Annotated in this window: 23 protein-coding genes; 1 reads left to right on the plus strand and 22 read right to left on the minus strand. The window is 64.4% G+C overall.

Annotation, left to right across the window (positions count from 1 at the left end; translation table 11 throughout):
* Window positions 1–34 precede the first annotated feature (34 nt).
* From ATN38_RS31425 to fmt, 9 genes are all read right to left on the minus strand, one after another.
* Complete coding sequence (locus ATN38_RS31425) at window positions 35–508, minus strand: PH domain-containing protein (RefSeq protein ID WP_003944987.1); 474 nt, start codon at window positions 506–508, stop codon at window positions 35–37.
* Window positions 505–1,002, minus strand: a complete 498-nt coding sequence (gene ribH / locus ATN38_RS31430) for a 6,7-dimethyl-8-ribityllumazine synthase (protein WP_003944999.1) — start codon at window positions 1,000–1,002, stop codon at window positions 505–507. Before ribH ends, ATN38_RS31425 begins: the two co-directional genes overlap by 4 nt.
* Window positions 999–2,273 (minus strand): bifunctional 3,4-dihydroxy-2-butanone-4-phosphate synthase/GTP cyclohydrolase II, encoded by a 1,275-nt coding sequence (locus tag ATN38_RS31435; RefSeq protein WP_003944833.1) that lies wholly within the window; start codon window positions 2,271–2,273, stop codon window positions 999–1,001. The genes ribH and ATN38_RS31435 overlap by 4 nt, the downstream gene beginning before the upstream one ends.
* A 110-nt stretch (window positions 2,274–2,383) precedes the next feature.
* The gene (locus ATN38_RS31440; RefSeq protein ID WP_003944892.1) at window positions 2,384–2,992 is read right to left on the minus strand and encodes a riboflavin synthase; all 609 of its coding nucleotides are present in this window, start codon (window positions 2,990–2,992) and stop codon (window positions 2,384–2,386) included.
* 5 nt (window positions 2,993–2,997) lie between these two features.
* Window positions 2,998–4,050, minus strand: a complete 1,053-nt coding sequence (gene ribD / locus ATN38_RS31445) for a bifunctional diaminohydroxyphosphoribosylaminopyrimidine deaminase/5-amino-6-(5-phosphoribosylamino)uracil reductase RibD (protein ID WP_030536416.1) — start codon at window positions 4,048–4,050, stop codon at window positions 2,998–3,000.
* An 8-nt stretch (window positions 4,051–4,058) separates the two neighbouring features.
* Window positions 4,059–4,742 (minus strand): ribulose-phosphate 3-epimerase, encoded by a 684-nt coding sequence (gene rpe / locus ATN38_RS31450; protein ID WP_019748384.1) that lies wholly within the window; start codon window positions 4,740–4,742, stop codon window positions 4,059–4,061.
* A gap of 64 nt (window positions 4,743–4,806) precedes the next feature.
* Window positions 4,807–5,154, minus strand: a complete 348-nt coding sequence (locus tag ATN38_RS31455) for an MmcQ/YjbR family DNA-binding protein (protein WP_003944924.1) — start codon at window positions 5,152–5,154, stop codon at window positions 4,807–4,809.
* A 40-nt stretch (window positions 5,155–5,194) separates the two neighbouring features.
* Window positions 5,195–6,643: an RsmB/NOP family class I SAM-dependent RNA methyltransferase gene (locus ATN38_RS31460; protein ID WP_047270385.1), complete on the minus strand. Its 1,449-nt coding sequence runs from the start codon at window positions 6,641–6,643 to the stop codon at window positions 5,195–5,197.
* A complete protein-coding gene (gene fmt / locus ATN38_RS31465) occupies window positions 6,640–7,563 on the minus strand; it encodes a methionyl-tRNA formyltransferase (protein WP_218749349.1) in 924 nt (307 codons plus the stop codon). Before fmt ends, ATN38_RS31460 begins: the two co-directional genes overlap by 4 nt.
* Before the next feature lie 288 nt (window positions 7,564–7,851).
* Between fmt and ATN38_RS31470 the strand changes: the two genes are divergently transcribed.
* Window positions 7,852–8,058 carry a hypothetical protein gene (locus ATN38_RS31470; RefSeq protein WP_003944900.1) on the plus strand — a complete coding sequence of 69 codons (207 nt, stop codon included), beginning with the start codon at window positions 7,852–7,854 and terminating at the stop codon, window positions 8,056–8,058.
* A gap of 57 nt (window positions 8,059–8,115) precedes the next feature.
* Here the strand turns inward: ATN38_RS31470 and ATN38_RS31475 are convergent, their stop codons facing one another.
* From ATN38_RS31475 to ATN38_RS31535, 13 genes are all read right to left on the minus strand, one after another.
* The gene (locus tag ATN38_RS31475) at window positions 8,116–9,135 is read right to left on the minus strand and encodes a triacylglycerol lipase (RefSeq protein ID WP_218749350.1); all 1,020 of its coding nucleotides are present in this window, start codon (window positions 9,133–9,135) and stop codon (window positions 8,116–8,118) included.
* Window positions 9,136–9,229: 94 nt separating this feature from the next.
* Window positions 9,230–9,898: a PadR family transcriptional regulator gene (locus ATN38_RS31480; protein WP_370852745.1), complete on the minus strand. Its 669-nt coding sequence runs from the start codon at window positions 9,896–9,898 to the stop codon at window positions 9,230–9,232.
* A gap of 172 nt (window positions 9,899–10,070) precedes the next feature.
* Window positions 10,071–12,089 (minus strand): primosomal protein N', encoded by a 2,019-nt coding sequence (locus ATN38_RS31485; protein WP_082900998.1) that lies wholly within the window; start codon window positions 12,087–12,089, stop codon window positions 10,071–10,073.
* Between the two features lie 25 nt (window positions 12,090–12,114).
* A complete protein-coding gene (gene metK, locus ATN38_RS31490; RefSeq protein WP_003944827.1) occupies window positions 12,115–13,329 on the minus strand; it encodes a methionine adenosyltransferase in 1,215 nt (404 codons plus the stop codon).
* Between the two features lie 188 nt (window positions 13,330–13,517).
* Window positions 13,518–14,816, minus strand: coding sequence for a bifunctional phosphopantothenoylcysteine decarboxylase/phosphopantothenate--cysteine ligase CoaBC (gene coaBC, locus ATN38_RS31495; RefSeq protein ID WP_003944888.1), 1,299 nt, complete (start codon window positions 14,814–14,816; stop codon window positions 13,518–13,520).
* Window positions 14,813–15,112: a DNA-directed RNA polymerase subunit omega gene (rpoZ, locus tag ATN38_RS31500; RefSeq protein WP_003944996.1), complete on the minus strand. Its 300-nt coding sequence runs from the start codon at window positions 15,110–15,112 to the stop codon at window positions 14,813–14,815. Before rpoZ ends, coaBC begins: the two co-directional genes overlap by 4 nt.
* Before the next feature lie 98 nt (window positions 15,113–15,210).
* Entirely contained in the window at window positions 15,211–15,810 is a 600-nt protein-coding gene (gene gmk, locus ATN38_RS31505; protein ID WP_003944801.1) for a guanylate kinase, read from the minus strand.
* 36 nt (window positions 15,811–15,846) lie between these two features.
* Window positions 15,847–16,167 carry an integration host factor, actinobacterial type gene (mihF, locus tag ATN38_RS31510; RefSeq protein ID WP_003944825.1) on the minus strand — a complete coding sequence of 107 codons (321 nt, stop codon included), beginning with the start codon at window positions 16,165–16,167 and terminating at the stop codon, window positions 15,847–15,849.
* Window positions 16,168–16,536: 369 nt separating this feature from the next.
* On the minus strand, window positions 16,537–17,736 hold the full coding sequence (locus ATN38_RS31515; RefSeq protein WP_308256713.1) for a glycosyltransferase 87 family protein: 1,200 nt from the start codon (window positions 17,734–17,736) through the stop codon (window positions 16,537–16,539).
* Between the two features lie 57 nt (window positions 17,737–17,793).
* The gene (gene pyrF / locus ATN38_RS31520) at window positions 17,794–18,615 is read right to left on the minus strand and encodes an orotidine-5'-phosphate decarboxylase (RefSeq protein ID WP_007728008.1); all 822 of its coding nucleotides are present in this window, start codon (window positions 18,613–18,615) and stop codon (window positions 17,794–17,796) included.
* On the minus strand, window positions 18,612–21,968 hold the full coding sequence (carB, locus tag ATN38_RS31525; RefSeq protein WP_003945010.1) for a carbamoyl-phosphate synthase large subunit: 3,357 nt from the start codon (window positions 21,966–21,968) through the stop codon (window positions 18,612–18,614). The genes pyrF and carB overlap by 4 nt, the downstream gene beginning before the upstream one ends.
* On the minus strand, window positions 21,968–23,143 hold the full coding sequence (carA, locus tag ATN38_RS31530) for a glutamine-hydrolyzing carbamoyl-phosphate synthase small subunit (RefSeq protein WP_007728009.1): 1,176 nt from the start codon (window positions 23,141–23,143) through the stop codon (window positions 21,968–21,970). Before carA ends, carB begins: the two co-directional genes overlap by 1 nt.
* Window positions 23,140–23,706 (minus strand): transporter, encoded by a 567-nt coding sequence (locus ATN38_RS31535; RefSeq protein WP_003944773.1) that lies wholly within the window; start codon window positions 23,704–23,706, stop codon window positions 23,140–23,142. Before ATN38_RS31535 ends, carA begins: the two co-directional genes overlap by 4 nt.

Here is a 23,706-nt window from a genome sequence, read left to right on the forward strand (position 1 = left end):
CGCAGGATGCGGGCACCGAACCGGTCGGAAGACGTCAGTTGCTCTTGTGCGCGACCGGTGCGTAGCGGTCGGCCAGTTCGCGGAACTTACCGACCGTGTCGACGGCGTACTCGCGGTCGTTGGACTGGATCGCCATCACTGCCATGTACTCGTCGTCGGGCAACTCGATGCGTGCCCAGGCGGCACCGTCGGGGAACGAGAGTCCCTCGAACAGATCCCAGTCGACGATCTTCTCGCCCAGGATGTTTCGTACGGCGATACCCTGCTTGCCCACCTTGACCCGGGGCCGCGTCAACATCAGCACACCGAGAGCCAGAATGGTGCCGATGCCTGCCATCGCGATCTGGTCCGCGGCACGGAAGTACACGCCGGTGGACCCCTGGCGGAGCAGGAGTGCAAGTGTGACGTGAACGATCACCAGGAGGACGGCAACTCCGATCGCGTATCGCGTCGACTTACGCGGTGACGCGATCAGTTCCCAGTTCTCGTTGTCGCCGGGTGTACTCATCGAAACGAATCCTCGGTCCATGGTGCTCGGAGATGGCGCAGGGTCACTGCGGTGTCCAGTGCGGCGGCGCAGGCCTGTGCGCCCTTGTCCTCGACGCTACCCGGCAGACCCGAACGGTCAAGAGCCTGCTGCTCGGTGTCGGTGGTCAGGACACCGTTCCCCACGGGGGTGCTTTCGTCGAGCGAGACGCGTGTGAGGCCCGCGGTGACCGCGTCGCACACGTACTCGAAGTGCGGCGTACCGCCGCGGATGACAACACCGAGTGCGACGACGGCGTCGTGCGTGCGCGCCAATGCCTGCGCAACGACCGGCAGTTCGATCGCGCCGGCGACACGGACCAGTGTCACGTCCTTGATCTGTGCCTCCTGCGCGACGCGCTGCGCGCCGGCGATCAGAGCCTCGGAGATCGTCGCGTGCCACTGCCCGGCAACGATCGCCAGCTTCAGATCCTTGGCCTCGGCGATCGCGAGCTGCGGCTGACCTTCCCCGCTCACAATGCGGTTCCCGGCTGTGCGGTGTTCTGGTTCGCCTCGTACTCGTCCAGTCCGATCAGATCGTGCCCCATCCGATCGCGCTTGGTGCGCAGGTAGGTGAGGTTCTCCGCATTCGCGCGCAACGGCATCGGAACACGATCGGTGATCTGCAGGCCGTAGCCGTCCAGACCCACACGCTTGGCCGGGTTGTTGGTCAGCAGACGCATCGACGAGATCCCCAGATCGACGAGGATCTGGGCACCGATGCCGTAGTCACGGGCGTCCGCCGGTAGGCCGAGTTCGAGATTGGCGTCGACGGTGTCGGAACCGGCGTCCTGGAGCTGGTAGGCCTGCAGCTTGTGCATGAGACCGATGCCACGACCCTCGTGCCCGCGCATGTACAGAACAACGCCGCGGCCCTCCTGGGCGACCATGTCCAGTGCGGCGTCGAGCTGCGGGCCGCAATCGCACCGCAGCGAACCGAAGACGTCGCCGGTGAGGCACTCGGAGTGAACGCGGACGAGCACGTCGCTACCGTCTCCGTCGGGGCCTGCGATGTCGCCACGCACCAGCGCAACGTGCTCGACCTCGTCGTAGATGCTCGTGTAGCCGACAGCGGTGAACTCACCGTGGCGGGTGGGGATGCGGGCCTCGGCGATGCGCAGCACGTGCTTCTCGTGCTTGCGACGCCACGCGATGAGGTCCGCGATCGAGATCAGAGCAAGGTTGTGTTCGTCGGCAAATACTCGCAGCTCGTCGGTCTGAGCCATCGCGCCTTCGTCCTTCTGGCTGACGATTTCGCAGATGACGCCGGCAGGACGCAGGTCCGCCATGCGGGCGAGGTCGACTGCAGCTTCCGTGTGGCCAGGACGACGCAGTACTCCGCCTTCCTTCGCGCGGAGCGGAACGACGTGACCGGGGCGAGTGAAATCGTTGGCACCGGATTCGGGGTTGGCGAGCAGACGCATCGTCGCAGCGCGGTCCGACGCCGAGATGCCGGTACCGATTCCCTCACGGGCGTCGACCGTGACGGTGTACGCCGTGCCGTGCTTGTCCTGGTTGGTGGCGTACATCGGGGGCAGGCCCAGCCGATCGCAATCGTCACCGTCGAGCGGCACGCACAGGTAGCCGGAGGTGTACCGGACCATGAACGCCACCAGTTCCGGGGTGGCTTTCTCGGCGGCGAAGATGAGGTCGCCCTCGTTCTCGCGATCCTCGTCGTCCACGACGACAACAGCTTTACCTGCAGCGATATCTGCTACTGCGCGCTCGATACTGTCGAACCTGGTCACGTGCTCGCACTCCAAAGTCTTGACTTTTCACATCATCGAATACAACAAGTGCATCCGACGGATGCACTGACAACCCTACGACCAATCGGACGGGTCCGATCAGCCTGGTCCTACCGACCGGCAGAGTGAAGCCGCTCGACGTACTTCGCGATCACGTCCACCTCGAGGTTGACCGGCGTACCGACCACAGCGGTTCCGAGCGTCGTCAACTCGAGCGTTGTCGGGATCAGCGAGATCTCGAAGTACTCGAACCCGCGGTCTCCGCCCAGCGCGGAGACCGTCAGCGAGACTCCGTCGACGGTGATCGAACCCTTCTCCACGACGTAACGGGAAATGGAGTCGGGCAGTGCGATCCGCACTACCTCCCAGTTCTCGGACGGCGAGCGGGAAATGACGTGGCCTGTTCCATCGACATGCCCTTGAACCAGGTGGCCGCCGAGTCGGCTGTTCAGCGCCGCGGCACGCTCGAGGTTGACGCGAGAGCCGACATCCAATTTCGCCAGGCTCGAGCGGTTCAGGGTTTCCTGCATGACATCTGCGGTGAACGAACCGTCGGCAAGCACGTCGACCACCGTCAGGCACACTCCGTTGACCGCGATCGAATCACCGTGGCCGGCGTCGGAGGTGACCAGTGGCCCGCGCACCGTGAAACGTGCAGCATCGACCAGTTCTTCCTTGGCGACGATTTCGCCGAGTTCTTCCACAATTCCTGTGAACACGCGCCCTACTCCTCGTTCCCCGGAGCAGAACTCTCCGGAACCAGACTCAACAAAATATCGGGGCCGATCGTTACCGCAGACTCCAAACGGAATCGGTGGGCGTCGGTGATGGTGTGCACTCCGGCATCGACGAGTGCGGAGGCGCCCGCGCCGAGCAGGATCGGAGCGATGTATGCCTCTATGACGTCGACATATCCGGCGGCAAGGAATGCTCCGGCCAGACGGGGCCCACCCTCGAGAAGTACGTCCGTGTACTCCCCCAACGCCTCGACTACTTCGTCGATGTTGTCGGTGTTGAGCACCAGAGTCGGTGCGGTGTCGTCGAGAATGCTTGCCGTCGAGGGTATTTCGCGCTTTCCGACGACGACGCGAACGGGTTGGTGCGCCGCGAGCTCACCGGTGGGCTGACGTGCGGTCAGCCACGGATCGTCGGCGAACACGGTGCCGGTACCGACCACGATCGCATCGATCTGCGCTCGCTGCGCATGCACGCGCGCCCTCGCCTGCGGACCGGTGATCCACTGACTCGTTCCGTCCTCGGCGGCGCTGCGTCCGTCCAGACTGGCCGCGTACTTCCACGTGATGTGCGGGCGACCGGTGCGCTGTTTGTGCAGCCAGGCCCGCAGTGGACCAGCTTCCACCTCGGGTGCTCTCAGTCCGGCCGTGACGCTGATTCCAGCGCGCATGAGCGTCGCTGCGCCGCCGGAAGCCTCGGGATTGGGATCACCGACGGCGTAGACAACCGCCGAGACTCCGGCATCGATCAATGCCTGTGAGCAAGGGCCGGTTCGCCCCTGGTGATTGCACGGTTCCAGTGTCACCACTGCCGTACCGCCACGCGCTGCATCGCCGGCCTCGTCGAGAGCCACGACCTCCGCGTGCGGTCCACCGGGCGGTTGCGTCATACCGACGCCCGCGATGGTTCCGTCGGCAGCGAGGATGACCGCGCCGACCGGTGGGTTGGGGCTGGTGAATCCGCGCGCGGAATCAGCTGCGGCCAGCGCGATCTGCATCGCGGCGTCGAGATCAGCCGTCGACGCCTGTCCACCCTTTGCCATCGAGCGGCTCAGACCGACAGCGTCAGGTGCGGCGACGCCGAGGCGGCCTGCGCGCGCAGCTTGCGCACCGCCTCACCGGGATCACTCGCTCCGTACACCGCCGAACCGGCGACGAAGCAGTCGATCCCTGCTTCAGCGGCCTGCTCGATCGTGGAAGCGTTGATGCCGCCGTCGATTTCGACAAGGAGCGTCAGCTCACCCGAGTCGACGAGCTTTCGAACTGCGCGTGCCTTGTCGAGCACCTGAGGCATGAAGGACTGACCACCGAATCCGGGTTCGACGCTCATGATCAAGAGGGTGTCGAAGTCCTTGAGGATTTCCAGGTAGTCGTCGATCGGGGTTCCAGGCTTGATGCTCAGCCCCGCCTTGGCACCAGCTGCACGAATATCGCGGGCAACCGAACGCGGATCGTCGGTGGCCTCGGCGTGAAACGTGACGTTGTACGCACCGGCCTCGGCGTACGGCGGCGCCCAGCGCTCCGGATTCTCGATCATGAGATGGCAGTCGAGCGGAATATCCGTCGCCTTCAGCAGACTCTCGACCACCGGCAGACCCAGCGTGAGATTGGGAACGAAATGCGCGTCCATCACGTCGACGTGAAGCCAGTCGGAGCCGGACACGGCAGTCGCTTCATCAGCGAGTCGAGCAAAATCTGCGGACAGAATGGACGGTGCAATCATCGGGGAAGCCACGACGCCGAGTTTAGCTGTGTCTCATTGCCGACCGTGCATGCACATCGGAGCCGGTGCAATCAGATCAGTTCTTGACGACGGTGTGGAGCTTTCGCACCTTGGCCGGTGCCTTGATCCGCCACGCGTCTTCGAGCATCTCACCCAACTGCACCTCGTCGATCAGTTCGAGGTGCACGAGGATCGAGCCGTGCCCGTGATAGTGATCGGTGGTGAAGAAAGCCGCCTCGCCACTGGCGAGTAGCGCCTCCTTCTCGTCCAGACCGCACATCACGACCAAAGCGCCCTCCGCTTCGGTGCGGAGCCGCGCAAAAGTCTTACCTGCCACCTTGAGTGCCGGGGTGTTGTACGAGGTCGACTCTTCCACGGAGGGAAGAGCCGAACCGAGTACTACAACCTGTTCCCACGTAACCATGTAGGCACCATACGACTACCGATGCCCAGAAGTCATCCGATCAGGCCAGCGGCTTGCGCAAAGCGGCCATGAACATCGCATCGGTCCCGTGTCGGTGCGGCCACAACTGAACCGACGATCCGTCGCCGACGTCTGGGACACCTGGCACCAATTCCTTGGTGTCGAGTTCCACGACGCCGTGACGTCGCACTGCATCGGCGACCACTGCCAGCGTTTCCGACAAGTGCGGCGAGCACGTGGAGTACAGCACCACTCCGCCGGGGCGAACCAGTTCGATTGCGGCAGCAAGCAATTCACGCTGCAACTTCACGAGCGGGGCCACATCGGACGGCTGCCGACGCCAACGTGCCTCTGGGCGCCGACGCAGCGCACCCAACCCGGTGCAGGGAGCGTCGACGAGGATGCGGTCGTATCCGGGTTCGAGCCCGGATTCGCGGCCGTCCGCCACGTGTACGTCCACGGGAAGCTCGCGAGTGGTCTTGCGGATCAGTTCGGCGCGATGTTCGACGGGCTCGACGGCGTCGAGTCGCCCGCCTTCGATACCGGCGAGAGCGCCGAGAAGCGCTGCCTTACCGCCCGGACCTGCGCAGAGATCGAGCCAGCGTCCGGAGTCTTCACCTTCGAGAGGAGCAATGCTGAGGGCGCGGGCCACCAGCTGACTGCCCTCGTCCTGCACGCCCGCCAAGCCTTGGCGGACCGCCTCGAGCTGTCCGGGGTCACCGCCGTCGAGATGCACGGCGTACGGCGAGTACGGCCCGATCTCGCCGCCGGTCACCAGTGCAAGCTCCTCGGCGGAGATCTCGCCGGGGCGGGCGACGAGGTGTACGGCAGGGCGGGCGTCGTCGGCGATCAGGACGTCTTCGAGTTCACCGGCAGCAGCGCCGAGCGAGTCGGCAAATACCTGCGCGATCCACAGGGGGTGAGCGTGCTCGAAGGCGAGCCGGCCGACCGGGTCCTTCGGGGCCAGCAGCTCGACCCACTCCTCCTGGGTGCGTTCGGAAACACGGCGCAGGACCGCATTGACGAATCCTGCTCGGCCCTGGCCGTTTTCGGCGCGGACCAGATCGACCGAAGTTGCGACGGCAGCGTGCGGTGCGACACGAGTGCGCAGCAATTGGTACGAGCCGAGTCGGAGAACATCGAGCAGCGTTCCGTCGATCTCTTCGATCGGCCGACCCGCTGCATGCGCGATCACCGCATCCAGCAGCCCCTGAGCACGTGCCGCGCCGTACGCCAGTTCGGTTGCCAGCGCAGCGTCGCGTGCGTCGAGTTTGCGGTCACGCAGGAGCCCTGGCAGAACCAGGTTCGCGTACGCGTCACGCTCACGGACCGCGCGCAGGACGTCACGCGCCGCCAGACGCGGTTGATCGAGCCCGGCGGTTGCCGGATCAGGCCGCTTGGCCTGCTTCGGCTTGGTGTTCTTGCCGCCGCCGCCGGTCTTGGCTCCGGGACCCTGTGTCCGCCGTGCCGGTCGTCGTGATTCGGTCACTGTGCTCGTACCTCCGCGTCGAGTCGGGCACCGCGTGCCCAGTCCCCTGCCGACATCAATTTCTTGCCCGGGGGCTGAATCTGCCCGAGTCGCACCGCGGTGGTCGCGGTACCGATGTACAGACCATCCTTGCGTACCGAGATCTCACCGACTGCCAGGGTCTCGTCCGTGACGGTGATCGGGCCGACCTTGACTCGAAGATCACCGATCATCGTCCATGCCCCGGGCGCGGGTGTGACGGCCCGGATATGCCGGTCCACTGTGGGAGCGGGCAGTTCCCACCGCACGCGGGCCGCGTCCACCGTCACCTTGGGGGCATACGAGACGCCGTCGGCAGACTGCGGAACCGCGTTGATCTCGCCGGCCTCGAGTCCGTCGAGTACCGATTCGAGCAGGGCAGCGCCGTTTTCCGCGAGACGTCCGAGCAGGTCGCCCGCCGTATCGGTGTCGCGAATCCGCTCGGTCATCACTCCGTACACGGGGCCGGTATCCATCCCGGCTTCCAAACGGAACGCGCTCGCACCCGTCACCTCGTCACCGGCACTGATCGCGGCCTGCACCGGCGCGGCGCCGCGCCACGCGGGAAGCAACGAGAAATGCAGATTGACCCAACCGTATTTCGGAATGTCGAGGACGTTCTGTGGCAACAGGTTTCCGTAGGCGACGACGGGTGCACAGTCCGGTTCGAGGCGGGCGAGTTCGGCCGCGAAGTCGGGATCGGACGCCTTGGCCGGCGTCAGCACCGGGATGCCGTGCTCGTCGGCAAGCAGACCGATCGGCGATCGGGCGACTTTTCGACCGCGGCCCGCCACAGCGTCCGGACGCGTGACGACGGCTACCACTTCGTGGTTGGCGGATTCGATGAGCCGACGCAGTGAAGGAACCGCGGGTTCGGGTGTTCCGGCGAACACGACGCGCATGTCAGCTCTCCCGTTTCGTTGGGCTCTTCGGACTCTGATCAGCCGATCGGCCTGTCGAACGCGGTGGACTGCAACTCACGAAAATGCTCCCGGATGTGTCGGTGGGTGGAACTGTCAGTCTAAGGACTGCGAGAGCTACGACCTACCTCGCGCCACACCAAACCACTTTCTCAGCAATTTCTTTGATCAGAACCCTGCACATTCACCGGTCCTCGGTATTGACTGTTTCTGTCGTCGCCACTCGGCGGAGGCTGATACGGGATACACCGATCACACGGAGGAACTTAGATGGCAGGCATCGACAGTAAGTTCGACAAGGCCTACGCAGGAAAGTCCGTCGAAGAATTGGCGGACGCCCCGGTCGCGGCACTCAACGGCGTAAGCGATTCGGACGCAGAACATTTGAAGGCAGCGTTCAACATCAAGACCGTCCGCGACCTCGGAACGAACAAGTTCTTCCTGTGGGCGCAGGCCACTGCCAAGCTCGCCGAGTAAACATCCCGACCCACGTGATCTCGGTGCTCACGAGTTAGCAGCGCACGAATTTGCAGCTCACGAATTTGCGTCGATGACCACTTGCGGAATATCCGTGCCGAGCGGCACCGCGCTGCACGAAGCGTGCCGCTCGGCATCGGGGTCGAGGACCGTCCGGATGACGTCGATCACGTAGGGGTCGTACGGCATGCGGAAGTGGCCGGTCAGGTTCGACGGGCACAGATCCTGGAGGACGATGTTTTCTGCACCGGCACCGCGGAGCGCGATGTTCGAGGACGGCTGGATCATCTCGTCGACAGTGGACCCGATGGTCGTGTAGCGCACTCCGGGTACGGTGTCGCCGCCGTCGTTGAGGGCGTTCAACATATCCGACCCCTGCATCTGCTCACGGACAGCTCGCGAAAAGACGTCTTCGACAAAGTCCTCTCCGCCGGGGATCGCGCGGACGATCGGAACCAACCCGAACATCACCCCGCCGTAGGTCGGCGAAGCCAAACCGACCCAATGATCGACGTAGGCGTCGCCGCCCATCTTGTTGACGTAGTACCGCGTCACCGTCGCGCCTTGCGAATAGCCGATGACGTCGACCTTGTCCGCGCCGGTCGCGGTCAGCACCTGATCGACGAAAGAACCGAACGCGGTGGCACTACCGACTATGTCGCCGACGCCGTAGGTCTCGTGTGCGACGTCCCCGTCTTCTTCTTTGATCGCACCGCCGTAATTGAGGGCGAAGACGCAGTAGCCGTCAGCTGCCAGTGCCGGCGACAGGGCCGCCCAATCCGCGTACGCCTCGGTGTCGGTTCCGTGGGCGAGTACAACCGGTCGGGGATGCGTGGCGGAAGGCTCACAGCCGAAATCGTTCGATCCGGCAGGTGCGGATGCTGGATGAGCATGCGCATATGCCGTAGCAACGGAACGGGTCGCCTGACCCGGACCGATGTCGAGAGGAACGTCCATCGCGTCGGCACTCGCAGACGGAAGCGTCGGTGCGGCACCCGATATAGCCGGCGGTGCTCCGATCAGCAGCGCCACTGCTACCGAAAATGTCAGTCCCACAGACCGTTTGACGCCAGACATTGTTCCTGCTCCTGCTCTGATCCTACGAGGGAGCTGACCGTAACACCAGAAACTTCGAGGCGCATACCCTACCGAACAGTAGGTATCCGACGTCTCAATTGCCGCCTTCATCGGCGTCATCACCGGCAAGCACTCGGTAGAGCGATTTGCGCGCCTCGACAAGCACGTCGGCTGCGGCCTTGACCTGCGCTGGTGTGCCTACAGCAGCCACTTGACCGGCCGCGCCCATCAGCTGGCCGATCAGTTCTCGAAGGTCCTGCTCCGGCTCCCCTACGCTGAGACGAACGTCATCCCACGGCGCCCCGAGATCGGCGCGATGTTCCTCGACGTACGCGACGCCTTCTTCTGTCAGCTTGGCGGTCTTGCGGCCGGCAACCTTTTCGATGATCACCAGTCCTTCGTCCTCGAGTTGGGACAGCGCGGGATAAATGGAGCCCGGACTCGGCTTCCAGACGCCGCCGCTGCGCTCGACGATCTGCTGAATCAATTCGTAGCCGTGCATCGGCTCTTCCGCGATCAACAGCAGAATCGCAGCGCGCACATCTCCTCGACGACCTCGTCCGCCACGTCCTCGCCCGCGACCGAACTGAGCGCCCGGACCGAAGCCGGGGCCGGGTCCGCCGTCTGGACCGAAACGCCCCCGCCGATGGCCTCTGCGTGGCATGTCACCGAAGCCCGGCCGCTCGTGCGGTCGACCGCGTCGTCCACCGTCTCGATCGCCGGGACCATCGCCCGACGCGCCGTCGTCCGTCGGCACCCACATCACAAATGGTGGCCGTTGCTCACGGCCGAAACCGCCGAAGAAACCGCGCCGGCCGAACATCCCCTCGTTCGGGAAACTTGCATCCATCGTCGAACCTCCATCACTATCGTTGATAGTTCGACGATATATCGTCATATCGGGTAGCGCAAGGATTCCTCCGACAACTCGAAACTCAGCCGATGCGGCGTGGGTCGATCTGAATGCGGACCGGACCCGAAGACTTCCGCGCACTGCGCGCGGCCCTCGCATGTGCCAGAGCGTCCGCAAGGCCGCGACCGTCCTTGCGTGGAACGCGGACCAGCATTCGCTCCGGCGCGACACCGCTCTCGTCCTCACCGGAATACGGAAGCCTCTCCCCCGCAGGCAATTCCACTGGTCCGAGCAGTACAGCACTTGCCGGCAGATCAGCTGAATCCACCAACTCCGCAATTGCCGCGGATCCACCGTCGATCGCAGCCATGTGAACGGCCGGAGGAAAGCCGACCTCGTCCCGTTCCTCGAATTGAGACTGTGCGTGCCCCACTGGATCCCATCGGACCAACGCCTGCACCGTCGGGATACCCGAGTCTGCGACAACCACAACTTCACCGCCTTCGGACAGCGGAATCACCATGGCAGCAGCCGACATCCAGCGTCTGAGTGTTTCCTCGGCGGCGCGAAGATCGGGCCGGCCGAGCAGTGCCCAGCCGTCGAGCAAGAGCGCGGCGCCGTAGCCGCCGGTCATCACCGGCTCCGCACCCACTGTCGAGACCACCAACGCGGGCCCGTGTGGCAGTTCCTTGACCACATCACTGCCCCCGGACAGAACAACTTTCACACCGGGAAACGCCCGCCCGAGTTCTTCGGCGGTCCGGCCGGCACCGACCACCACCGCGCGCAACGCTTTCGCCCCGCACGCGTGACATCGGTAGGCGGCATCGGCAACCCCGCACCAGCGGCACGCCGGTGTCCCGGCGCCGTCGGGACCTGCCGCAGCGGGAAGAGCCAGTGGGCCGTTGCACCGACGGCACCGTGCCGGGGCACGGCACTTTCCGCAGGCCAGGGTCGGTACGTACCCCCGCCGAGGCACCTGTACCAGGACTCCGTTGCCCTCACCCAGAGCGCGCCGGGCGGCCGCGAATGCAATAGCGGGCAAACGAGCCGCTCTGGCTCCCGGATCGCGGGCCAAGGCTTGATCGCTGTCGGCAAGCGCGGTGATCTTGGGTGCGTGGGCACGAACGACGTCCCGCGTAGCGACCAGATCGTGCGCCCATCCCGAGTCGACGAGTACCTGCGCTTCTGCCGTACGGGAGAACCCACCGATCACGACGGCGCACCCGGCGACGTAGCCACGCAGGACGGCAACTTCGCGGGCATGTGGATACGGCGACCGCGGCTCGGACAAGTTGTCGTCGCCGTCGTCCCAGACGACGACAAGACCGGTCTCGGGCGTCGGCGCAAAAACAGCACTCCGCGTGCCGACGACGATCCGGGCGGTCCCGCGCAGTGCAGCGAGCCACCTCCGATATCGCATGGCCGGCCCCAGGCCCGCGGACAGACCTACCACCGCATCCGCTCCGGAGAGTTCGGTACAAGCGGCGACGACGCGGTCCAGGTCGCGTTGATCGGGCACAACCAGGATCGCGGATTTACCACTTGCCGCTACGGCCCCGGCCAGTTCGGCCAGGCGCAGTGGCCAGTTTTCACCAGGCAACGCCTGCCAGACCGCACGCGGGCTTTTCGACTCGCGAATGGCGGACAGGAAGGCGTCACCGAATCTGTAGAGATGCCAACCATTTTCGATCGCTTCAGGAGCGGACGGTGACTCGGCGGGCTCCCACGGTTCCGCCTCGACCTTCGCGTGGCGCGGCGGTACCGCCAAACGGAGAACATCGGCGCGGGTTCCGGCATAACGCTCCGCCACACGATCGACGACTTGCGCGATTTCGGCCGTCAAGACCCGCTCGGACGAGATGACGCGTTCGAGCCAGCCGAACTTCCCCTGATGGTCACTGGTCGCCTCGCGCGAGACGATGAAACCGTCCACCAGACGACCAGCGAAGCGGATGCGCACCCGGACTCCGGGCTGCGCATCCGCTTCGAGTTCACGAGGAACGAGGTAGTCGAATTCACGGTCGAGGTGAGCGAGCGGGAGCATCGGCAGCACCCGGGCGACCGGATCGACTTCTGCCGCTACTCTTTCCGCGCCCACCCGCGCCCCGTCTGTACGTCAGTGATCAGAGACCAGCTGCGCTACGCAGCTTGTCGGCGCGATCGGTGCTCTCCCACGGGAGGTCGATATCGGTGCGACCGAAGTGACCGTATGCCGCCGTCTGCGCGTAGATCGGGCGCAGCAGGTCGAGGTCGCGGATGATCGCTCCCGGACGCAGGTCGAAGATCTCGGTGATCGCCTTCTGGATCCGTGCCGGATCGGTCTTCTCGGTGCCGAAGGTTTCAACGAAGAGTCCGACCGGAGCTGCCTTGCCGATGGCGTAGGCGACCTGAACCTCGATGCGGTCGGCCAGACCTGCGGCAACAGCGTTCTTGGCCACCCAGCGCATGGCGTAGGCAGCGCTGCGGTCGACCTTTGACGGGTCCTTGCCGGAGAACGCGCCGCCACCGTGGCGAGCCATTCCGCCGTAGGTGTCGACGATGATCTTGCGGCCGGTCAAACCGGCGTCACCCATCGGGCCACCGAGGACGAACTTGCCTGTCGGGTTCACCAACAGACGAACATCGGAGGTGTCGAGATCGGTGAGGTTGACGTCGGTCAGCACCGAGTGAAGCACCTTCTCGCGAAGATCGGGCGTCAACAGGTTGTCGAGGTCGATGTCAGCGGCATGCTGGGTGGAGATGACCACGGTGTCGAGACGGACAGCCTTGTCACCGTCGTACTCGATGGTGACCTGGGTCTTGCCGTCCGGGCGCAGGTACGGCAGCACGCCGGACTTACGGACCTCGGTCAACCGGCGAGAGAGACGATGAGCCAGCGCGATGGGCAGCGGCATCAGTTCCGGCGTGTCGGTGGTGGCGTAGCCGAACATCAGGCCCTGGTCGCCCGCACCCTGACGGTCGATCTCGTCGTCGCTGATTCCGTCGACGCGAGCCTCGTGCGAGTGATCGACACCCTGCGCGATCTCGGGCGACTGGGCGCCGATCGCGACGTTGACGCCGCACGAATTTCCGTCGAAGCCCTTTGCGGAGCTGTCGTAGCCGATTTCGAGGACCGTGTCGCGCACGATCTTCGGAATGTCCGCGTACGCAGTGGTCGTGACCTCACCGGCTACGTGAACCTGGCCGGTGGTGACCAGTGTCTCGACGGCCACGCGGGCGCGCGGGTCCTGGGTGAGCAGCGCGTCGAGGATCGAGTCGCTGATCGCGTCACAGATCTTGTCCGGGTGCCCCTCGGTGACGGACTCGCTGGTGAATAGCCGACTGCCGGACTTGCTCACAGATCTCCCTCTCGACGACTGAGTTCTTGACTACAGCTTATTGAAGTATCCGAATCACCGTTCGGTGACCGTTTTGTCATGCTTTGTTAGCTGGGGGCTGAGCCGACGATAACGGTTGGACCGCCTGCGCAACACCCTTGTACTCACCCGATTATCGTGGGGTAACTCTCACCACCGGGCGCGTGTCGCTACTCGGGAAAGAGCTTGACCAGGGCGTCGAGTACTCGACTGGCCATCAAAGCCTTGGATCCGTGTTCGAGAGCGGACTCCGAGCCGTCGGAACCGAGCAGCCAACCGTCGTTGTGATCGACCTCGAACGCCTTGCCCTCGCCGACCGCATTGACCACGAGGAGATCGCAACCTTTGCGGGCAAGCTTGGAGCGGGCATAGGTGAGAACGTCACCATGGGCGTCACCGGTCTCAGCGGCGAATCCGACGATCACCGTTCGAGCATCCAAGTCGCCGTCACGACGCGCTTCGACGAGACCGGCGAGGATGTCGGCATTTCTGGTGAGGCTGATCGAGTCGGGTTCGTTTGCGCCCTTCTTGATCTTGCTGCCTTCGACGGTGGTGGGGCGGAAGTCCGCGACAGCCGCAGCCATGACGACTCCGTCGTGTCCCGGTGCGTGCTTTTCCACTGCCAACCGGAGATCTTCGGCCGTCTTGATGTGCACGACGTCGACAGCGGCGGGGTCGGCGAGATCAGCCGTGTACCCGGCGATCAGTGTCACGTGCGCGCCGCGTTGCGCGGCAAGACGGGCGAGCGCGTAGCCCTGCTTGCCCGAGCTGCGATTACCGAGAAAGCGCACGGGATCGAGCGGCTCGCGAGTACCGCCGGCGGTGACCAGAATGCGGCGACCCTCCAGGTCGCGCGGCAACGCGTCCGAGCGCTCGAGGAGCAACGATGCCAACCCGACGATCTCGTCGGGTTCGGGAAGTCGACCGGCTCCGGTGTCTTTCCCGGTCAAACGCCCGGAGGCAGGTTCGATCACGTGGACGCCGCGCGAACGCAGTGTCGCCACGTTCGAGACCGTTGCGGGGTGCTCCCACATCTCGGTGTGCATTGCTGGGGCGAAGACGACCGGACAGCGCGCGGTCAACAAAGTGGCCGTCAACAGGTCGTCTGCGCGACCCATGACCGCTCGCGCCATCAGATCAGCGGTTGCCGGCGCGATGACGACCAGATCGGCTTCCTGTCCGAGACGGACATGCGGAACCTGCGGGACGTCGTTGAAGACGCCGGTGTGAACCGGGTTGCCGGAGAGTGCTTCGAACGTCGCGCGCCCGACGAACTCCAGAGCGGATTCGGTCGGAATCACGCGGACGTGATGACCGCTCTCGGTGAAGCTGCGGATGATCGAGCACGCCTTGTACGCGGCGATACCCCCACCGACACCGACGACAATGCGCTTACGTATCGATGTGGGCGCGTCGGACACTCCCCCGACACCCGAACGAGGTTCGGGTGCGGCAGATGTGGTGCTCACTCGCCTTCGGTGTGCTCGAGGAGATCAGCGTGGATTTCACGCAACGCGATGGACAGCGGCTTTTCCTGCAGACCGGGCTCGACCAGAGGTCCGACGTATTCGAGGATGCCGTCACCGAGCTGGTTGTAGTAGTCGTTGATCTGGCGCGCGCGCTTGGCCGAGTAGATGACCAGGGCGTACTTGGAAGAGGTGCGTTCGAGCAACTCGTCGATCGGCGGGTTGGTGATGCCGAGCGGGGTGTCGTAGGCAGGCAGAGCGCCCTGACCTGCTGCAGACGCGGCTGAAGTGCTGCTCACTCTTGTGTCTCCTGAATTAGATCTTCATTGAAGAACTAGTTTTATCGATCCGGATATCTGAGAAACGGGGTGGAAATCGGTTCCCGAAGGGTGCGGAATCAGTTCCCAACCAACAAGGATACCAACTCATCGCAAGCACGGCTTACATCCTCGTTCACGATGACCGTGTCGAACTCGTCCTGTGCGGCCAATTCCACTCGGGCCGTCTCGAGTCGGCGCGCCACGACGTCTTCCGTTTCGGTTCCACGTCCGGTCAGCCGTTGCACCAGAACGTCCCAGCTCGGTGGAGCCATGAACACCAACAGAGCCTCGGGCATCGCCTTGCGGACAGCTCGTGCTCCGGCGAGATCGACCTCGACGAGAACGGGCTTTCCAGCTTCGAGCGCTTCTTCGACCGGAGCTGCGGGGGTGCCGGAGCGCTGCAGGCCGCCGTGGATTTCCGCCCATTCGAGAAGTTCACCGGAGTCGATCATCCGTTGAAATTCTTCACGGGAGGTGAATCGGTAGTCCTTGCCGTCCACTTCACCTGGACGGGGATCGCGAGTGGTCGCCGAAACACTGAAAACGAGTTCAGGCAACCGAGTTCTCAGCTCGCGAACGACGCTGGACTTACCGACAGCCGAAGGGCCGGCCAGTACAACCAGCCGACCCCTCCGCACTGCGGTCTTGCTCTCTGACACTGTTGCGTCAGCAATCATCAGACACTGCCGCGTCAGCAATCATCACTTGTCGGCTCAGGCCTCGAAGTCGAACTTGGTGAGCAGAGCCTTGCGCTGCCGATCACCGAGGCCACGAAGGCGACGGGTCGGTGCAATCTCCAGCTCGGTCATGATCTCCTGAGCCTTGACCTTGCCCACCTTGGGCAGCGCCTCGAGCAGTGCCGAAACCTTCATCTTGCCCAAGATTTCGTTGTCTTCGGCGTCCTTGAGGACCTGCTTGAGGTCGGTGCCGCCACGCTTCAGGCGCTCCTTGAGCTCAGCCCTGGCCTTGCGGGCAGCAGCTGCCTTCTCCAAAGCAGCAGCGCGCTGCTCATCAGTCAACTGGGGAAGGGCCACGGTTCCTCCGTCTCGTCGTGTGCAAATTTTGTCTATTCCGCTGATAACCAGCAGCGATAGCGACCGTACTCACGCCTGGCGCGAATTGCTAACCCACCCCCCGCGGTCCGATGCAGATCGCGGTGGGTTATGCGCGTCGAATCGATGTCACGGATCGTCACCGTTTTCGGCTGGATCGAGACGAATTCGACGCCACACGAACGTGCGTACAGTACCGAAATAGACTGTAACACAATGTATTTCGACCCATAGCGTGCGACACCCCCGTGCGAGTGTGCGAAATCGTTACCTGCGGGAATGAACGTGGTCGCCGACACATCCAAAATTTTCGAGCATTTTCGGCGCCTATGCGCGTGTCGCGGCCCGTTTTCAGGTCTGCAGCGACGATTTCGGATCGCCGGCGTCGACCGTCTCGGGTTCGATGCGACTCACGCCGGGGGCGGCCAGAGCGAGCACTACCGCGAGGCTCGCCCAGAGCAATGAATTCTCCAGCACGAAGCCGACTACCGGGATATCCATGTCCGCGCCGACTCGAGGAAGCCGAAACAGCACTACGACAGCGGTGAGACCGATCGCGATCCAGGACCACACAGGGACCGATCGAGTGCCCTCCCCCACTCCCGACTTGATCGGAACGAGGAGTACACCCACCGCCGGCACCAACCACACGAAGTGGTGCGTCCAGGCAATGGGAGTCACGATTGCCGCCAGCAGAGCCACCACCGTGAAACCGGCGAGATCGCCCCGCAGGCGCTGAGCGCGCCGCGTCGCGACAATTCCGAGGACACCCAACACCGCACAGGCGACGAGCCACGCCGGACCCACCAGGCCCTCGGGAAGTAGCCGCAAAGCCATTCCACGCACGGACTGGTTACCGAACACGGACGGGTCACCGACGGCGACGCGCCCCGAGAGTGAGGCGATGTCGCCGAAGTAGTCGATCGTCTGGCGCGGGAGAACCGCAAAGCCCAGAGCCGTGGCGCCGAGGAAGCCGGCGAGGCCGCCCGCAACTGCTTTCCAGCGCCCGGTGATCACGTAGTAACCGATGTAGACGAGTGGCACCAGTTTGACCGCGCCGGCGATCCCCACCAGCACACCCTCGGGAATCCACCGTGGTCGAGCCAGCACGTCGATCAAGCACAGGAGAGTCAGAAACAACCCGATCTGGCCGTACCCGAGGTGATCGGAGATCGGCGATGCCGCCGTCCACAGGACCAGGAAACCCACGTAGACGACGACTGGCCGCTTACGTGTGAACGGGACTTCGCGATAGCTGAGCACGATGATCGCGGCCAGCATCAGGAGGCTGACGAAACTCCATCCCCACTGGACCGCACCCCAGGAACCCAGGGCGACTGGAACGGCGACGAGCGCAGCGAAGGGCGGATACGTGAACGGCAGTCTCGCGTTGAACGACTCGTCGTACAGGTTCGACCCGTCGAGGACGGCCTGACCCGCCGTCCGGTACACGGCGAGATCGTCGCCGTGTACGCCGGTGACGGATTGGAACCCGGTGGCCAGCAGCGCGCACGCCGCGACGAGAAGTCCGATCTGCCACCAACGATTCACCGACGGACGGTACCACCGGGTTCCACCGCTCGAACGAGCCTCGAGGTCACTCACGGATCAGTTCGCCAATGCGGCTTCGATCTCGTCTCGGTCACGCATTGCTGCCTCCCGAAGTGCCGATACCGAAGGACCATGCTTGAGCACCCCACGGGAAGTGTTCGGCAGCAGGAGCTCGGTCGATCCCGCGAAGATGTCTGCGAGATCCGCTGCCGTCGCACCCTGAGCGCCGAGTCCCGGAGCGAGAATCGGGCCGTTGAACTGCGACAGGTCCAGACCGTGGTCCCGAGTTGCACCGACCACCAGTCCGACGGTGTCACGGCCGTCGCCGTTCGCATCGACCGCAGCGTCGACGATCGACTGAGCCACGCTCACACCGTCAGTCGACGACTGTTGAAGTACGCCGCCTTCCGGATTGGAGGTTCGTGCCAGGACGAAGATCCCGCGGGCGTTCTGCCGTGCCAGTTCGAGTGTCGGAGTCAGCGCCCCGAATCCCAGGTACGGCGAAACGGTGACCGAGTCGGAGGCCAACGGCGAATCACCCAACCAGGCTTGCGCGTACGCGTCCATCGTCGAACCGATGTCACCGCGCTTGGCATCCGCGACGACCAAAGTTCCCGCATCACGAAGAACCGAGATGGTCCGCTCCAACACGGCGAAGCCGGCGCTGCCGTAAGCCTCGAAGAACGCGACCTGAGGTTTGACCAGTCCGACCTCACCGGTGAAGGCCTCGACGCAGATCTCGGCGAAAGTCTCGAGACCTTCGGCCGTACGCGGCAGTCCCCACGCGTCGAGAAGCGCGGGATGCGGGTCGATACCGACGCACAGCCGCCCCCGGTCCGCGATCGCGGACCGGAGACGCTGCCCCCAACTGTGACTCACGACTGCTGTGCCGGCTGACGAAGACCTGCGTGCAATTCCTGCAGGGAGTGAACTCCGATGTCGCCGCGAATGGCTGCTTCGATGCCCTGCACGGCAGCCGAGGCGCCCTGCACCGTCGTGATGCACGGGATGTTCGACGCAACCGCTGCGCTTCGGATCTCGTAGCCGTCGACACGCGGGCCGTTGTTGCCGTACGGCGTGTTGATGACCATGGCGACCTCGCCGCTGCGGATCTGGTCGACGATGGTCTCGGCACCGGCCGGAACATCTTCACCCGACTGCTTGTACACCTGCTTGCACTCGATACCGTTGCGCCGCAAAACATCTGCGGTTCCTTCGGTGGCAAGAATGGTGAATCCGAGGTCTGCCAGGCGCTTGACCGGGAAGATCAGCGAACGCTTGTCCTTGTTGGCGACCGAGACGAACACCGCGCCCGTGGTGGGCAACGAACCGTAGGCGGCAGTCTGCGACTTGGCAAAAGCCGTACCGAAGTCGAAGTCGATTCCCATGACTTCACCGGTGGACTTCATTTCCGGGCTGAGCAAGGTATCCACGCCGGTACCGTCGGCGCGGCGGAAGCGGTTGAACGGCAACACAGCTTCCTTGACCGCGATCGGTGCACCGGCCGGGGTGTTTCCGCCGTCGCCCTTCGCCGGCAGAATGCCGCTCGCACGCAGTTCCGCGATGGATTCGCCGAGCATGACGCGGGCGCATGCCTTGGCCAGCTGGACGGCCGTCGCCTTGGACACGAACGGAACCGTGCGGCTGGCGCGGGGATTTGCTTCCAGCACGTAGAGGATGTCGTCCTTGAGGGCGTACTGGACGTTGAGCAGGCCCTTGACGCCGATGCCCTTCGCGAGAGCCTCGGTGGAGCGGCGGACGTTCTCGAGATCCGCCCGGCCCAGAGTGATGGGCGGGAGCGCACACGCCGAGTCACCGGAGTGAATGCCGGCTTCCTCGATGTGCTCCATGACGCCGCCGAGGTACACCTCGGTGCCGTCACACAGAGCGTCGACGTCGATCTCGACCGCGTCTTCGAGGAAGCGGTCGACCAGGACCGGACGATCGTCGGAGATCTCCGTGGCGCGCGAGATGTAGTCGGCGAGGGAAGCCTCGTCGTAGACGATCTCCATGCCGCGACCACCGAGCACGTACGACGGACGCACCAGCACCGGGTAGCCGATGCCTGCTGCGATCTCGCGGGCGCCGTCGAACGTGGTGGCGGTACCGAACTTCGGTGCAGGCAGACCGGCTTCGGTGAGCACGCGACCGAATTCGCCGCGGTCCTCCGCCAGGTCGATGGCTGCGGGGCTGGTTCCCACGATGGGGACGCCGGCAGCTTCGAGACGCTTCGCCAGTCCGAGCGGGGTCTGGCCGCCGAGCTGGACGATGACGCCGGCAACGGTGCCCGACTGCGCCTCCGCGCGGTAGACCTCGAAGACGTCCTCGAACGTCAGCGGCTCGAAGTACAGGCGATCAGCGGTGTCGTAGTCCGTGGAGACGGTCTCGGGGTTGCAGTTGACCATGACGGTCTCGTACCCGGCCTCGGACAGCGTCTGCGCCGCGTGGACACACGAGTAGTCGAACTCGATGCCCTGACCGATGCGGTTGGGGCCGGATCCGAGGATCAGAACCTTGGGTCGCTCGGTCTGCGGAGCAACTTCGGACTCGGCCTCGGGATCGAGCTCGTAGGTCGAGTAGTGGTACGGCGTCTTGGCCTCGAACTCTGCGGCGCAGGTGTCGACGGTCTTGTAGACAGGGCGCACGCCCAGCTGATCACGCAGAGCGCGAACGGCGTCCTCACCTGCGTGCGTGTCACCACCGAGTTCGGGGCGCAGAGCCGCGATCTGGCGGTCCGAGATGCCGTGGTACTTGGCCTGACGCAGGGAAGCCTCGTCGAAAGACTCTGCAGCGCGCAGCTTTTCACCGAGCTCGTGAATCTGCTGGAACTGGTCGAGGAACCACGGATCGATCTTGGTGGCGTCGAAGAGCTGCTCGACAGTTGCGCCGAGCGCGAATGCCTTCTCGATGCCGTACATGCGGCCGTCCTGCGGAACGCTCAGATCGGCGAGCAGTGCATCCAGGCTCTCCGTCTCGATGTCGGCGCCGGTCCAGTAACCCGCACGCTTGGTCTCGAGCGAACGCATGACCTTGCCGAAAGCCTCGGTGAAGTTGCGGCCGATGCTCATGGCCTCGCCCACCGACTTCATCGTGGTGGTCAGAGTTCCGTCGGCACCGGGGAACTTCTCGAAAGCGAACCGCGGAGCCTTGACGACGACGTAGTCGAGCGTCGGCTCGAAGCAAGCCGGGGTTTCCTTGGTGATGTCGTTGACGATCTCGTCGAGCGTGTAGCCGATGGCAAGCTTGGCCGCCATCTTCGCGATCGGGTAACCGGTCGCCTTCGACGCCAGAGCCGACGAGCGGGAGACACGCGGGTTCATCTCGATGACGACCAGGCGGCCGTCCTTCGGGTCCATCGCGAACTGGATGTTGCAGCCGCCGGTGTCGACGCCCACCTCACGCAGAATGTCGATGGAAAGGTCGCGCATCGCCTGGTACTCGCGGTCGGTCAGCGTCATCGCCGGGGCGACGGTGACCGAGTCTCCGGTGTGGACACCGACCGGGTCGACGTTCTCGATGGAGCAGACGATCACGACGTTGTCGCGACTGTCGCGCATGAGCTCGAGTTCGTATTCCTTCCAGCCGAGGATGGATTCCTCGATCAGGACGTTCGCCGTCGGCGACGCGGCCAGACCGCCACCGGCGATGCGGTTGAGATCGTCGACGTCGTACGCCATGCCGGAACCGAGGCCGCCCATGGTGAAGGACGGACGCACGACAACCGGGTAGCCGAGTTCGGCGACCGTGGCGTGTACTTCGTCCATCGTGTAGCAAACTGCGGACTTCGCGGATTCGCCACCGACCTTGGCGACGATGTCCTTGAACTTCTGGCGATCCTCGCCGCGCTGGATGGCGTCGAAGTCGGCGCCGATCAGTTCGACGTCGTACTTCTCGAGGATGCCCTGCTCGTGCAGCGCCACTGCGGCGTTGAGCGCAGTCTGACCGCCGAGCGTCGCGAGGACGGCGTCGATCTTGTTGCCCTGCAAGGCTTCCTTGGCGATGACCTTCTCGAGGAACTCGGCCGTGATCGGCTCGACGTACGTGGCGTCGGCGAACTCGGGGTCCGTCATGATGGTGGCCGGGTTGGAGTTGACCAGGCTGACGCGCAGGCCCTCCTCCTGGAGGACGCGGCAGGCCTGGGTGCCCGAGTAGTCGAACTCGCAGGCCTGACCGATGACGATCGGACCGGAGCCGATTACCAGGATGTGCTTGAGATCTGTACGGCGTGGCATTAGTTCTTGACTCCGGTTTCTTTCCGTGCGGAGAGCAGGCTGGTGAAGCGGTCGAAGAGGTACGCGGCGTCGTGCGGGCCGGCTGCCGCCTCGGGGTGGTACTGCACCGAGAAGGCCGAATCGTCCAGCAGGCGAACACCTTCGACGGCTCCGTCGTTGGCGCAGGTGTGGCTGACCACCGCGCGGCCGAACGGGGTGTCGAATTCCTGACCGGCTTCGCCTTCGAGCGCGAAGCCGTGGTTCTGAGCGGTGATCGCGATGCGACCGGTCTGATGCTCGATCACCGGGATGTTGATTCCGCGGTGGCCGAACTTCATCTTGTAGGTGCTCAGGCCCAGGGCGCGGCCCAGGATCTGGTTGCCGAAGCAGATACCGAACAGCGGCAAGCCCTGTCCGATGACCTCTTTCGTGAGGTGGACTGCGCCGTCGGCGGTGGCTGGGTCACCGGGACCGTTGGAGAGGAACACTCCGTCGGCCTTCAGGTCGAGGATCTGTTCGAGACTCGCGTTGGACGGCAACACGTGGACGCGAATACCGCGCTCGGCGAACATGCGCGGGGTGTTGGTCTTGATACCGAGGTCGATGGCGGCAACCGTGTACAGCGCCTCCCCGCCCTTCGGCTCGACGACGTAGCCGCTGGTGGTGCTGACCTCACCGGCAAGATCGGCGCCGAGCATGGTCGGCTGATCCTGAACCCGTCGGACCAGTTCGTCATCGGCGGCGATGGCTTCACCGGAAAAAATTCCGGCCTTCATCGAACCGCGAGTACGCAGGTGGCGAACCAGGGCGCGGGTGTCGATCCCGGCGATTCCGACGATGCCCTGCTCTTCGAGCTTGGCCTGGAGCGAACCGGTTGCACGCCAGCTCGAGGTGACGCGCGAGGGGTCACGAACGACGTACCCGGCAACCCAGATCTTGGCGCCGGCACGCTCGCCGGTCGGTCCGACCGACTCGTCGTCTTCGTCGTTCCAGCCGGTGTTGCCGATCTGCGGTGCGGTGGAGACGACGATCTGGCGGTGGTAGCTGGGATCGGTGAGCGTTTCCTGGTAGCCGGTCATTCCGGTGCTGAACACCGCTTCGCCCAGGGTCTGTCCAACCGCACCGAAGGTGGTTCCGCGGAACACCCGTCCGTCTTCGAGGACCAGTACTGCGGGGCTGTTGTCAAAGCCGCTCATGCGTTCTTTCCGTTCTGCTCGATGTCGCCAGAGCTTGCGTCTTCGTTGTCATTCGTCTTGTTCGAAGCGGTCTTGTTCGAAGCAGTCACCGGCTTGACCCAGTCCGGATAAACCGTCTTGTCGTCACCGCGCACGCCCGTGTCGATCTCGGTTCCGCTCGGCAATTCCCAGCGAATCACCAGGACGCCGTCCTTGCTCATGACCTTGCCGGCAAGACCGTTCTCCGTGCGGATCGCGCGGATCGACTTCTCCGGAATCCAGATGGCCGACGCGCCGTCACGCTCGACCAGAATTCCGCCGCTGTAGCGGCTGATCTCGCAGGTGGCGCGGAAACCGAGGTCGCCGACGGCGATTCGGTCCTGCCAACTGGGTGCGATGGTGCTGCCGACGTACAGGCCGGTGGTCGGCAGGACGAGCAGTTCACCCAGGGTTGCCGGTACCGTCGGCAGTTCGCCGATCTTGTCTTTCTGGCGTCGAGCGCGTCCACGCCAGCCGACGTACATCAGGCCGATCATCGCGACCCAGAAGATCGCCAGACCGATGATCCACAGTGCTCTGTCCAT

Origin of the sequence: Rhodococcus sp. FH8 (assembly GCF_019266085.1) — a bacterium.
GTDB classification, from domain to species: Bacteria; Actinomycetota; Actinomycetes; order Mycobacteriales; family Mycobacteriaceae; genus Rhodococcus_F; species Rhodococcus_F qingshengii.

Bases quoted from the DNA above. Each gene is read 5' to 3' on its own strand.
- ATN38_RS31425 (WP_003944987.1), bottom strand. From the start codon at position 508: ATGAGTACACCCGGCGACAACGAGAACTGGGAACTGATCGCGTCACCG.
- ribD (WP_030536416.1), bottom strand. From the start codon at position 4,050: ATGGCAAAGGGTGGACAGGCGTCGACGGCTGATCTCGACGCCGCGATG.
- ATN38_RS31455 (WP_003944924.1), bottom strand. From the start codon at position 5,154: ATGGTTACGTGGGAACAGGTTGTAGTACTCGGTTCGGCTCTTCCCTCC.
- fmt (WP_218749349.1), bottom strand. From the start codon at position 7,563: ATGCGCGTCGTGTTCGCCGGAACACCCGAACCCGCGGTTCCTTCACTG.
- ATN38_RS31470 (WP_003944900.1), top strand. From the start codon at position 7,852: ATGGCAGGCATCGACAGTAAGTTCGACAAGGCCTACGCAGGAAAGTCC.
- ATN38_RS31475 (WP_218749350.1), bottom strand. From the start codon at position 9,135: ATGTCTGGCGTCAAACGGTCTGTGGGACTGACATTTTCGGTAGCAGTG.
- ATN38_RS31480 (WP_370852745.1), bottom strand. From the start codon at position 9,898: ATGTGGGTGCCGACGGACGACGGCGCGTCGGGCGATGGTCCCGGCGAT.
- gmk (WP_003944801.1), bottom strand. From the start codon at position 15,810: ATGATTGCTGACGCAACAGTGTCAGAGAGCAAGACCGCAGTGCGGAGG.
- carB (WP_003945010.1), bottom strand. From the start codon at position 21,968: ATGCCACGCCGTACAGATCTCAAGCACATCCTGGTAATCGGCTCCGGT.
- carA (WP_007728009.1), bottom strand. From the start codon at position 23,143: ATGAGCGGCTTTGACAACAGCCCCGCAGTACTGGTCCTCGAAGACGGA.
- ATN38_RS31535 (WP_003944773.1), bottom strand. From the start codon at position 23,706: ATGGACAGAGCACTGTGGATCATCGGTCTGGCGATCTTCTGGGTCGCG.